This window comes from Bacteroides sp. f07 (assembly GCF_042854785.1).
GTDB lineage: Bacteria > Bacteroidota > Bacteroidia > Bacteroidales > Bacteroidaceae > Bacteroides.
Window position 1 is genome coordinate 1,220,682 of the sequence record NZ_BAABXI010000001.1, and the last position, 12,102, is coordinate 1,232,783.

Genomic DNA, 12,102 nt, shown 5'->3' on the forward strand with positions numbered 1-12,102 from the left:
CTCTTATTCCAATCTACGAGAACCGTCACCGATTACTACGTCATACACTTTCGGGCTTCTACCGAATTTAGCTTTGAAAGCTTCTTTTGTCTTTTCAACGAAGTTGTCATACAATTCGTCTTTAACAAGGTTGATAGTACAACCACCGAAACCGCCACCCATTACGCGTGAACCGGTCACACCGTATTCTTTGGCGCAGTCATTCAGGAAGTCGAGTTCTTCGCAACTTACTTCGTACAGCTTGCTCATACCGTGATGAGTTTCGTACATCTTTTGACCTACAGTTTCGTAATCGTCCTTTTCCAAAGCATCGCAAACGTCAAGTACGCGTTGGATTTCTTCGATTACGTATTCTGCACGCATATAATCTTCGTCACTGATGTCAGCTTTCGCCTCTTTCAGCATTTCCATTGTGCAGTCGCGCAGGAATTCTACGTGCGGATGTTTCTTCTGGATAGCGGCAACAGCAGCCTCACAGCTTTGACGACGCTTGTTGTAAGCAGAAGAAGCCAATTCGTGTTTAACCACCGAATCCATCAAAACCAGACGATAACCTTCCGGATGGAACGGGAAATACTGATATTCCAGTGAACGGCAATCCAGGCGAATCAAGCTGCCTGCTTTTCCGAATACGGAAGCAAACTGGTCCATGATGCCGCAGTTCACGCCACAGTAATTATGTTCTGTTGCCTGACCAACTTTAGCCAATTCAAATTTATCTATCTTGTTTTCACCGAACAGTTCATTTAATGCGAAAGCATACGTACTTTCCAAAGCTGCAGAAGAAGACATACCTGCACCCAAAGGCACATCACCCGCGAAAGCTGTATTGAATCCCTTCACGTCAACGCCACGTTTGATCATTTCACGGCAAACGCCGAAAATATATCTTGCCCAACTGGCGCGTGGAGCATCTTCTTCGTTCAAGCCAAATTCTACATAATCCTTCAAGTCGATAGAGTAAGCCCTTACTTTGTCAGTACCGTTCGGTTTGATTTCGGCAATCATACCTTTGTCTACTGCTCCCGGAAATACGAATCCACCGTTGTAGTCGGTGTGTTCGCCAATCAGGTTAATGCGACCCGGAGAAGCATATAAAAATCCGGTAGTTCCGTCAAAGTGTTTAATGAATCGACTTCTTACGTATTCTGTATCCATGATATTAATATTTTAAAGGTGAATAAATTTGTTGTTATTATTCCACAGGAATATCCTTATTGACATTCTTGCAACCTACCAGACCGTAGAACAGCAGATAAGCAAGAGCAGCGATAATCAGCCAGTAGCTGGCCATGTAGCCGGCAGCATCGGAGATAGACTGTTGGATCAGCGGTAATACGCCACCACCTACTACCATCATCATAAAGATACCGGAAGCCTGAGCTGTATATTTTCCTAGACCTTCGACAGCAAGGTTGAAAATACCACCCCACATTACAGAAGTACAAAGACCGCAAAGAACGAGGAACAAGGCACTGATAGGAACTTGAGCCATCATGAAACCTTCGCCTACCGAATAACCCGGCATAGAGATTGTTACATCTTTCGGAGTGAAGATAGCGATTAGAACGAATACGATAGCAGTAGCTGCAACAACAATCAACTGCGTACGGCTTGAAACCTTACCGCTGATAGCACTACTTGCAGTACGTCCCACAAGCATCAAAAGCCAGTATATAGCAGCTATTGCACCACCGATTGCAGCTCCGTTCGTCAATATACCTGCACCTTTATCGGTAGAGTCGGCAAGGTAGAAGTTTAGCGTACCCGGGATACCGATTTCAATACCCACATAGATAAAGATACCGATAACTCCCAATACAGTGTGACGGAAACTCCAAGGGCTGTGAGCGAACTTTTCCTTCACGGAACCGGCCTTTTGAAGATGAGGTTCGGGGATTGCAACAAACGAAATAATGATAAAAGCAGCTACGAATACTCCCATCGCAACAAAGAGGAGAGGAGCTACGTCGGACATTGCAGTTTTGTCGGTCACTGTACCGATCAAAGCACCTACGAAGAGCGGAGTCAATGTACCCGACAAAGAGTTGAGAGCTCCACCAGTCTGGATCAATTGGTTACCTTTGTTACCGCCACCTCCTAAAAGGTTCAACATCGGGTTCACTACAGTGTTGAGCATACATACGCAGAAACCGCAGATGAATGCACCGAGCAGATAGATGACAAAGTTTAACTTGATAGCATATTCACCGAATGCGAAAACATCGGTACCTGCGCCGAATACGCTGGAAAGATACTGGATGAACAATCCGATGACACCCACTGCCATTGCAATAAGAGCTGTTTTCTTATAGCCGATTTTGACAAGCATATTACCTGCAGGAATACCCATAAACAGATAGGCCAGGAAGTTCATCATGTTTCCCATCATACCTAATGTGCTCGAACCTGCGTATTCATTTTTCCAGATTGTACCGAAAGGTGCGGCGAGGTTAGTCACGAAAGAGATCATCGCAAATAAGAAGAACATTGTAATAATCGCGATGAGATTACCGTTCTTTTTTTCTTGTGTCATGATTCAAAAAAAATGTTAGTTTATAAAATTAGGTTAGTTATTTTTGATTATTATTCTTCTACAGTAAATTTGTAAACAGTGATTTGTTGGTATTCATCCCCTGGGAGTAGCGTAGCCGATGGAAAATGAGGTTTGTTCGGAGTGTCCGGGAAACACTGCGCTTCAAAGCAGATAGCGCTTCTTGCAGGGAATGTGGCACCGTGTGCGCCCTCAAATCCGTTGAGCCAGTTGCCGGTATAAAGCTGTACGCCGGCTTCGGTGGTGTACACTTCCATGATACGTCCGCTTTCCGGGTCTTTGCAGGTAGCAGCCAGGTCAAGCGAACCGCTTTCAATTTTGTTCAGTACGTAGCAGTGGTCATATCCTGCACCGAATACCAGTTGCTGGAATTTATCGTCAATACGTTCGCCTACGGTATGCGGAGTGCGGAAATCCATCGGAGTGCCTTCTACTTTGGCAATTTCTCCTGTCGGGATGGAAACCTCGTCGATGGGTGTATAGAAATCTGCGTTGATAGTGACAATGTGGTTGTTGACAGTAGGAGTAGGGTTGGCGATGCCGGCGAGGTTGAAGAAACCGTGGTTAGTCAGGTTAACGACTGTAGCTTTGTCGGTTGTTGCGCGGTATTCGATAGTCAGTGCGTTTACTTCGTTTTCCAGGCGGTAGGTCATTTCCACTTCCAGATTACCGGGAAAACCCTCTTCACCGTCGGCAGAAACATAATTGAACTGTACTGTACTCTCGTCAATCTGGACAGCGTCCCAGACACGGGCGTGGAAACCTGTCGGTCCGCCATGCAGGGAGTTAGGTCCGTTGTTGATGGCAAGTTCGTGTTCTTCGCCGAATAAAGTGAATTTTCCTTTGGCGATACGGTTACCGTAGCGTCCGATAGTCGTACTCAGGAAAGGTTCCGGACTATTGACTACATGGTCAATGCTGTCGTGTCCGAGAATCACATTGGCATACTTACCGTTTTTGTCCGGTACCATAATAGAAAGAATGGCGCATCCGTAATTGGTTACAGCTACTTCCATTCCCTTTGCATTTTTGAGGATAAATAAATCAGTTTCTTTATTGTTTATCTCCTTTTGAAAATCTTCACGGCTGAGCCCTGAAAGATTCCCTTCTGTTGGGAATGTGTTATTCATGTCTGGTATTATTAAAATTTCCTGCAAATAAAAGGAAATTCTTTCTTACTCACAAATTATTCCGCTTAAATATAAGAGGTACTTTAGGAAAGTTTAGCTTTATTACTTTATGTTCCTTGTTATTTGCAATGCGATTTTTTTTTCAAAAAGATTTTCATCTCCCTTTCTTAAAAACTAAACTATTTTTTGTATGTTTGTTCCCGGATTGTAACAATCCGAGCGAATTTAATCTAAGTTTATAACAAGAAAAACAAAAATGTATCCATTAAAATTCGAACCGATTCTGAAGCAGACGCTTTGGGGGGGCGACAAGATTATTCCGTTCAAGCACTTGAACTCAGACTTGAAAGGAGTAGGAGAGAGCTGGGAGATTTCCGGCGTTGAAGACAACGAGTCCGTAGTGGCTAATGGCCCGGATAAGGGTTTAACTTTGGCCGATATGGTAAGAAGGTATCGCGAGGAACTGGTGGGCGAAGCTAACTATGCGCGTTTCGGCAATAAATTTCCGTTGCTCATTAAGTTTATTGATGCTCGACAGGATTTGTCAATCCAGGTACACCCGGCAGACGACTTGGCCAAGAAGCGCCATAACTCGATGGGAAAAACTGAAATGTGGTATGTGGTAGATGCCGACAAAGGAGCAAAGTTGCGTTCTGGGTTTTCTGAACAGATTACTCCGAAAGAATATAAGGAGCGTGTGTTGAACAATACGATTACCGATGTATTGCAAGAGTACGAAGTTCATCCGGGAGATGTATTCTTCCTTCCTGCCGGACGTGTGCACAGTATCGGAGCCGGATCGTTCATTGCCGAGATTCAACAGACTTCTGACATAACGTACCGTATCTACGACTTCAACCGCAAGGATGCGAACGGCAAAACCCGTGAACTTCACACTGATTTAGCTCGTGAAGCCATCAACTACGAAGTATTGGATGATTACCGCACTAAATACGACGCAGTGAAGGATGAACCGGTAGAATTGGTGGCCTGTCCTTACTTCACGACTTCTCTGTATGACATGACCGAAGAAATCAGTTGTGATTACTCGGAGCTTGACTCGTTTGTGATTTTTATCTGCATGGAAGGTGTATGCAAAATGAGAGATAACGAGGGAAATGAACTGACAGTCAGCGCAGGGGAGTCTATCCTGCTTCCTGCTACTACTCAGGATGTCACTATTACTCCCGAAGGAGGAAATGTGAAACTGCTGGAGACATACGTGTAAGATTTAATATGTATATAGTTAAGGTCATCTGACTTTGTTCCGTTATGACGGGCAAAGCCGGATGACCTTTTTTATTGTATACTTCGTGAGAATCAATGGGAGCAATGTTTTGAGAAAATTCTGTAAAGCTATGCTTTACGACTGCTAAAGCATAGCTTTATGGTCTCTAAAGCGGCGCTTTAGGTTGTATGAAACATAGCTTTTATTAATTTGCCGGGTACAGCAGGTACAGAAATTCCCCCTCTCCCTAACACACACACATACGTATACGTGCACGCGTTTATAATGTACGCGAGGAATGCATATAAATATATTAAAGATATGTTGAAATAGAATTATGGGGAAGAGGCATTTGGGGGATATCCGGTTCTGCCAATATTCTATTTCTTACCTATTATACGCGCATGTGTGCGTGTGTTAGGGAGAGGGGAATTTCTGTACCTGCTGTACCTGCCTGGCGATGAAAAGAAGTAGTTATAAACCACACTTGGTTGTTTTGTAAATCGGTTGGCGTATCGAAAAAATAATTATCTCAAATTCCGGAAATACGCCCGCACCTTTCGCATAATCTTAATTCCCATCACTACTCCGTCAAAGATAGCCATCCCGGTATTGAACGAGCGCATGATAGCATCCGCCTTATTGGTTGCCGGGGCAATCGGGGCAAATATCTCGCGTGTTGTAGCAGTCATGGCTCTTTTTTGGGCATGAATCTCATTCAAGAGTTTCTTTTTGCGTTCGGCAATCTCTTCTAACGTGAATTTCTTTGGTGGTGTCTGCGCACTCATAATTTATTTGTTTGAATCGGTTAAAAATAAATTGGCGAGGAAGTTCACCATTGGAGAGATGATGAGCTGCTTGCGTAAAATGACGACCAGGGCGATGAGAGCAATGTTGATGCCCGCAATGATGGCAAAACTTGCCATGAGTCCGCCTACTAATGGTTCCAGAATATAAGCTAGTGCGAAAAGCAGGTAAAACAGGGCTACCATGCCAAGGATAATAAGTACTAATATCATGATTAACGTAGAGAAAAGTATGGTTAGCTTTTCCGTTAATTCTAATTTGGTATATTCTTTTTGAAGTTCTAAATACTTCTTGAACTCGAAAAATAATTGCTGAAAATTCTCAATACTTTTATCGTCTGCAAACATGGTCGCTCTGTTTTTAGTCCTTTGTTATTCACTTACTCTGCTATTTCTCCTTTCATTTCGGCTGCAATCTCATCCACGAGATTTTCCATTTCACTGCGGTTGAGCTTGATCCCTTTTTTACGGAGAATCTCGGCGATCTTGTGACGGGTATCTTCTCCCTTTTCAGGAGCAAATAAAATACCAAGGGCTGCGCCTACGGCTGCACCACCCAGAAAAGCTGCTAATACATTCAATCCTTTCATAATTTGTAATATTTAAAATGATTACGATACAACAAATATAACATTTTTATCAAAAGGTTGTTCATGGAAACGAAAAAAAAGTGCTTAGTTTTATAATTCTTTTTTTCTTTTATGGTTTAATCTTATTTAACTGGCTTCGGAGACTAACCAATATGACTTAAGGCGTACTTTTGCCACCGAATACTATAAACCAAAACATAATGGATAATAAAATTGTTTTAATTACCGGTGCAACTAGCGGAATTGGTGAGGCTTGTGCCCGTAAATTTGCAAAAGAAGGATGGTATTTGATTTTGAATGCCCGTAATGTTTCAAAATTGGAGAAGTTGATATATGAGTTGAAGAAGGAGTATCCCGGGTTGATGACATATCCGCTTCTTTGTGATGTACGTGACCGTGGACAGATGAAGGCGGTACTGGACGATTTGCCGTCGGAATGGACTGGGATTGATTTGTTGATAAACAATGCCGGGCTGGTGATCGGAGTGGATAAGGAATTTGAAGGTAGTCTGGACGAATGGGATATCATGATTGATACGAATATTAAGGGATTATTGGCTATGACGCGTCTTGTGGTCCCTGGTATGATAGAACGCGGACGGGGACATATTATCAATATCGGTTCCATTGCCGGTGACGCTGCTTATCCGGGTGGAAGTGTGTATTGTGCCACTAAGGCTGCCGTGAAAGCACTTTCGGACGGTTTGCGTATTGATTTGGTGGATACTCCGTTGAGGGTTACGAACATTAAGCCGGGCATGGTGGAAACAAATTTCTCGGTGGTGCGTTATCGTGGTGATAAGGAAGCTGCTGATAATTTCTATAAAGGGATACGTCCGTTGACAGGAGATGATATTGCCGAAACGGTTTATTTTGCGGCATCGGCTCCGGAGCATATTCAGATTGCGGAAGTGCTTTTGATGCCTACCAACCAGGCAACGGGGACGATTTCTTACAGGAAAAAGCAGGAATAGACGTTTTTTTGACGGATTTCTTTGTCGGATGATAAAATTTCTATTATTTTGTTGCCCGAAACTAAATATAGATAGACGGGAACGTTGAATTATTAATTAAAACAGAGTATAGGATTATGAAAAAATTAGTCGTATTAGGAATGGGAGTATGCTTGGTACTGGCATTTGCATCTTGTAAATCCAGCGAAAGTGCCTATAAGAAAGCTTATGAGAAAGCAAAACAGCAGGAACTGGCAGAACCGCAAGTGGAGGCTCCGGTAGAAGTGACTCCGGTAGTTGCAGCTCCTGTGACAACGCCTAAAGTGGCAGATACATCCGGCGTTCGCCAGGAAAAGGTTACAGTGGTTTCCGGCAATGAAGGATTGAAAGATTACAGCATCGTGGCAGGTAGCTTTGGTGTGAAAGCAAATGCAGAAGGTTTGAAGGATTGGCTGGACGCACAAGGTTATCACTCTACTATCGCATTTAATGCAGACAAGGCAATGTATCGCGTTATTGTAAGCTCATTTGCAGATAAAGCTGCTGCTGCTGAAGCCCGCGATGCATTCAAGGCTAAGTATCCGAACCGCTCGGATTTCCAGGGAGCTTGGTTGCTGTATCGTGTATATTGATTTCTTTTTGGTAATATATAATTGGAAAGGACAAACGTTTTTTCCGAATAAGAAGGCGGTAACTGGGAAGTTACTGCTTTTTTATTGAGAGAGAGGCGGATTGTTTCGTTTAGATATTTTTATTATTCTACTAAAAGAAGTTATAAATGATAGTTGGGAAACTTTTATAGTAAATAAAGTTTTTACTTTTGTCAACTCTTAACTTGGATGATTCACAACCTTAATGGAAATAAGGTATTAATGAAGGGATTGAATGGAACAAAAATATGTAATGGCTGCTATCGATGCGGCATTAAAAGCTGGTAAAGAAATACTTTCTATTTATGAAGATCCTGCATCGGATTTCGAGATAGAACGAAAGGCTGATAACTCTCCGCTGACAATAGCAGACAGGAAAGCGCATGAGGCGATTGTTGCTGTTTTGAATGTGACTCCTTTCCCTGTTCTTAGTGAAGAAGGAAAACATCTGGATTATGAAATCCGCCGCACATGGGATACTTTATGGATTGTAGATCCGTTGGACGGGACAAAAGAGTTTATCAAGCGTAACGGTGAATTTACAGTAAATATAGCTTTGGTGCGGAATGCAGTACCTGTGATGGGTGTTATTTATGTACCGGTAAGAAAAGAACTTTATTTTGCGGTTGAAGGTGTGGGAGCTTATAAGTGTTCCGGTATTATCGGTCTGGAAGATGATGGAGTGTCATTGGAACAGTTGATAAAGGAATCGGAACGGATGCCGTTGGAAGAGGCACGCGATCATTTTATAGTGGTGGCTTCCCGTTCGCATCTCTCACCGGAAACGGAAGAATACATTACAGGCTTGAAGAAGAAGCATGGCGGCGTTGAACTGATATCAAGCGGAAGTTCTATCAAGATTTGTCTGGTTGCGGAAGGAAAGGCCGATGTGTATCCGCGTTTCGCTCCAACGATGGAATGGGACACGGCTGCCGGACATGCGATAGCCCGTGCCGCCGGAATGGAAGTGTATCAGGCAGGAAAAGACGAACCTCTACGATATAACAAGGAGGATTTATTGAATCCTTGGTTTATCGTTGAACCCAAAAGAGAACACTAATTAATGTTTATATGACATTTGAAATTGTATTTGTACTATTGTCCCTATTAGGAATGGTAGCTGCCTTGGTTGCGGATAAGATGCGGCCGGGTATGGTACTTTTTTCGGTAGTGGTATTATTTTTGTGTGTCGGTATTCTGACTCCTAAAGAGATGCTTGAAGGGTTTAGCAACAAAGGCATGATTACTGTTGCTTTGCTGTTTCTGGTGAGTGAAGGTATTCGTCAGTCAGGTACGTTGGGGCAAGTGATAAAGAAATTGTTGCCTCAGGGTAGGACAACGGTGTTTAAGGCGCAGTTGCGTATCTTGCCTTCGGTCGCATTTATTTCCGCTTTCCTGAATAATACTCCTGTAGTAGTTATTTTTGCTCCAATTATCAAGCACTGGGCAAAATCGGTGAAGCTTCCAGCTACAAAATTTCTGATTCCTCTTTCATACGTGACTATCTTAGGTGGTATTTGTACGTTGATCGGTACTTCTACCAATCTGGTGGTGCATGGAATGATATTGGAAGCCGGATTTGAGGGCTTTTCGATGTTTGAACTTGGCAAGGTGGGGATTTTTATTGCGATTGCCGGCATTATTTATCTTTTTGTTTTTTCTAAACGTCTGTTGCCCGATGCACGTCCGGATACGGCTGTACCTGACGAAGATGTGGAAGAAGGAGAAAAGCTGCATAGAGTGGAAGCTGTTTTGGGGGCTCGTTTTCCCGGTATCAATAAAAAGCTGAAGGACTTTAATTTCCAGCGTCATTATGGGGCTGAGGTTAAGGAAATCAAGACGCGTAACGGACAGCGGTTCGTGGCAAATCTGGAAGATGTAGTGCTTCACGAAGGTGATACGCTGGTGGTGATGGCAGATGATACATTTATTCCGACATGGGGTGAATCTTCGGTATTCGTTCTGTTGACAAATGGGAATGAGCCGGATACAACGGGAAAGAAGAAGCGTTGGTTTGCGTTGCTGCTGTTGGTTTTGATGATTGTCGGCGCAACAGTGGGTGAGCTTCCGATGATGAAAGAAATCTTGCCGGATATCAAGCTGGATATGTTTTTCTTTGTATCTATTACTACTATTATCATGGCATGGACAAATCTGTTTCCTGCCCGTAAATATACTAAATATATCTCGTGGGATATTTTGATTACTATTGCCTGTGCGTTTGCTATCAGTAAGGCGATGGTGAACTCAGGGGTGGCTGACTGCGTGGCGAAGTTCATAATCGGGCTAAGCGATGATTACGGGCCGCATGTGTTGCTTGCAATGTTGTTTATCATCACGAATCTGTTTACGGAGTTGATTACAAACAATGCGGCTGCGGCTTTGGCATTCCCGTTGGCGTTGTCAATTGCCGCCCAGTTAGGGGTAAGTCCGACGCCTTTCTTTGTTGTGATCTGTATGGCTGCATCTGCCAGCTTCTCTACACCTATCGGTTATCAGACTAATTTGATTGTACAGGGTATCGGTAACTATAAGTTTACGGATTTTGTCCGTATCGGTTTGCCGCTTAACATCATTACTTTTGTAATTTCCATTATTCTGATTCCGATGATTTGGAACTTTTAATAAAACTAATTTATAAATGGAAGAAAATAATCATATATATCCTATTTTTGACCGCATGATGACACGCCGGGATAAAGAAGAACTTCTGGGGCAGCATAGCGTGATGATTTGGTTTACCGGACTGAGCGGGTCGGGAAAGAGTACAATCGCCATTGCGCTGGAACGCGAACTTCATAAGCGTGGATTGCTTTGCCGTATCTTGGACGGTGATAATATCCGTAGCGGAATCAATAATAATCTGGGGTTCTCGGAAGCTGACCGGGTGGAAAATATACGTCGCATAGCCGAAGTGTCCAGGTTGTTTTTGGATAGCGGCATTATTACGATTGCAGCATTTATCAGCCCTAATAATGATATTCGTGAAATGGCTGCGAATATTATCGGCAAGGATGATTTTCTGGAAATTTTTGTGAGTACTCCGTTGGAAGAGTGCGAGAAGCGGGATGTGAAAGGCTTGTATGCAAAAGCACGGAAAGGAGAAATTCCGAATTTTACGGGGATTTCTGCTCCGTTTGAGATTCCCGAGCATCCGGCTTTGTCGCTGGATACTTCCAAATTAAGTTTGGAAGTATCGGTGAATCGGTTGCTGGAGCTGATTTTACCCAAAGTAAAAAAGGAATGTTTGGTAGAAGAATAAAATCATTATTTTAGTAATGGAAGAATATAAATTAAGCCACTTGAAGGAACTCGAAGCAGAGTCTATTCATATTATCCGCGAGGTGGCGGCGGAATTTGAGAATCCGGTGATGCTTTACAGTATCGGAAAGGACTCTTCGGTAATGGTGCGCTTGGCTGAAAAAGCGTTTTATCCGGGTAAAGTACCATTTCCATTGATGCATATCGACTCGAAATGGAAGTTTAAGGAAATGATTCAGTTCCGCGATGAATATGCGAAAAAATACGGATGGAATCTGATTGTGGAAAGCAATATGGAGGCTCTTAATGCAGGAGTAGGACCTTTTACGCATGGAAGCAAAGTGCATACGGACTTAATGAAAACGCAGGCATTGCTTCATGCGCTGGATAAATATAAGTTTGATGCTGCTTTCGGTGGTGCTCGTCGTGACGAAGAGAAGTCACGTGCGAAGGAGCGTATTTTCTCGTTCCGGGATAAGTTCCACCAGTGGGATCCGAAAAACCAGCGTCCTGAACTGTGGGATATTTATAATGCGCGTGTGCATAAGGGAGAAAGTATCCGTGTGTTCCCGATCAGTAACTGGACGGAACTGGATATTTGGCAATATATCCGCTTGGAGAATATTCCGATTGTCCCGCTTTATTATGCTAAAGAACGTCCGGTTATCAATCTTGACGGGAATATCATTATGGCGGATGATGAGCGTCTGCCCGAAAAGTACCGCGACCAGATTGAAATGAAAATGGTTCGTTTCCGTACATTGGGTTGCTGGCCGCTGACCGGCGCAGTGGAAAGTGGAGCCGCTACTATTGAGGAGATTGTGGAAGAGATGATGACTACCACTAAGAGCGAGCGTACGACTCGTGTGATTGACTTTGACCAGGAAGGTAGTATGGAACAGAAGAAACGTGAAGGATACTTTTAATTGT

Annotated in this window: 13 protein-coding genes; 7 read left to right on the forward strand and 6 right to left on the reverse strand. The window is 43.2% G+C overall.

Annotated features, from left to right (window positions below):
* Positions 1–3: 3 nt before the first annotated feature.
* The 3 genes from galK to ACGHVY_RS04830 are packed head-to-tail and all read right to left on the reverse strand — an operon-like array spanning position 4 to position 3,684.
* A complete protein-coding gene (galK, locus tag ACGHVY_RS04820; protein WP_044656207.1) occupies positions 4–1,158 on the reverse strand; it encodes a galactokinase in 1,155 nt (384 codons plus the stop codon).
* Between the two features lie 37 nt (positions 1,159–1,195).
* Complete coding sequence (locus tag ACGHVY_RS04825) at positions 1,196–2,536, reverse strand: MFS transporter (RefSeq protein WP_390597511.1); 1,341 nt, start codon at positions 2,534–2,536, stop codon at positions 1,196–1,198.
* Between the two features lie 50 nt (positions 2,537–2,586).
* The gene (locus ACGHVY_RS04830; RefSeq protein ID WP_390597513.1) at positions 2,587–3,684 is read right to left on the reverse strand and encodes an aldose epimerase family protein; all 1,098 of its coding nucleotides are present in this window, start codon (positions 3,682–3,684) and stop codon (positions 2,587–2,589) included.
* 256 nt (positions 3,685–3,940) lie between these two features.
* On the opposite strand from ACGHVY_RS04830, the gene ACGHVY_RS04835 reads away from it, so the two are divergent.
* The gene (locus tag ACGHVY_RS04835; protein ID WP_390597515.1) at positions 3,941–4,912 is read left to right on the forward strand and encodes a type I phosphomannose isomerase catalytic subunit; all 972 of its coding nucleotides are present in this window, start codon (positions 3,941–3,943) and stop codon (positions 4,910–4,912) included.
* Between the two features lie 527 nt (positions 4,913–5,439).
* Here ACGHVY_RS04835 and ACGHVY_RS04840 read toward each other — a convergent pair.
* The 3 genes from ACGHVY_RS04840 to ACGHVY_RS04850 are packed head-to-tail and all read right to left on the reverse strand — an operon-like array spanning position 5,440 to position 6,308.
* The gene (locus ACGHVY_RS04840) at positions 5,440–5,700 is read right to left on the reverse strand and encodes a hypothetical protein (protein ID WP_308746683.1); all 261 of its coding nucleotides are present in this window, start codon (positions 5,698–5,700) and stop codon (positions 5,440–5,442) included.
* A gap of 3 nt (positions 5,701–5,703) precedes the next feature.
* The gene (locus ACGHVY_RS04845; protein ID WP_308746684.1) at positions 5,704–6,066 is read right to left on the reverse strand and encodes a phage holin family protein; all 363 of its coding nucleotides are present in this window, start codon (positions 6,064–6,066) and stop codon (positions 5,704–5,706) included.
* Positions 6,067–6,098: 32 nt separating this feature from the next.
* Positions 6,099–6,308: a YtxH domain-containing protein gene (locus ACGHVY_RS04850; RefSeq protein WP_005677876.1), complete on the reverse strand. Its 210-nt coding sequence runs from the start codon at positions 6,306–6,308 to the stop codon at positions 6,099–6,101.
* Positions 6,309–6,508: 200 nt separating this feature from the next.
* Between ACGHVY_RS04850 and ACGHVY_RS04855 the strand changes: the two genes are divergently transcribed.
* The 6 genes from ACGHVY_RS04855 to cysD all read left to right on the forward strand — a co-directional run bounded on the left by ACGHVY_RS04855 (position 6,509) and on the right by cysD (position 12,098).
* Positions 6,509–7,282, forward strand: a complete 774-nt coding sequence (locus tag ACGHVY_RS04855) for an SDR family oxidoreductase (protein ID WP_390597518.1) — start codon at positions 6,509–6,511, stop codon at positions 7,280–7,282.
* Between the two features lie 116 nt (positions 7,283–7,398).
* Positions 7,399–7,893: an SPOR domain-containing protein gene (locus tag ACGHVY_RS04860; protein WP_294559384.1), complete on the forward strand. Its 495-nt coding sequence runs from the start codon at positions 7,399–7,401 to the stop codon at positions 7,891–7,893.
* Between the two features lie 253 nt (positions 7,894–8,146).
* On the forward strand, positions 8,147–8,971 hold the full coding sequence (gene cysQ / locus ACGHVY_RS04865; protein WP_390597520.1) for a 3'(2'),5'-bisphosphate nucleotidase CysQ: 825 nt from the start codon (positions 8,147–8,149) through the stop codon (positions 8,969–8,971).
* An 11-nt stretch (positions 8,972–8,982) separates the two neighbouring features.
* A complete protein-coding gene (locus tag ACGHVY_RS04870; RefSeq protein ID WP_308746687.1) occupies positions 8,983–10,536 on the forward strand; it encodes an SLC13 family permease in 1,554 nt (517 codons plus the stop codon).
* 16 nt (positions 10,537–10,552) lie between these two features.
* A complete protein-coding gene (cysC, locus tag ACGHVY_RS04875) occupies positions 10,553–11,173 on the forward strand; it encodes an adenylyl-sulfate kinase (protein WP_390597522.1) in 621 nt (206 codons plus the stop codon).
* 16 nt (positions 11,174–11,189) lie between these two features.
* Positions 11,190–12,098, forward strand: coding sequence for a sulfate adenylyltransferase subunit CysD (gene cysD / locus ACGHVY_RS04880; protein ID WP_390597523.1), 909 nt, complete (start codon positions 11,190–11,192; stop codon positions 12,096–12,098).
* The last annotated feature ends 4 nt before the right edge of the window (positions 12,099–12,102 follow it).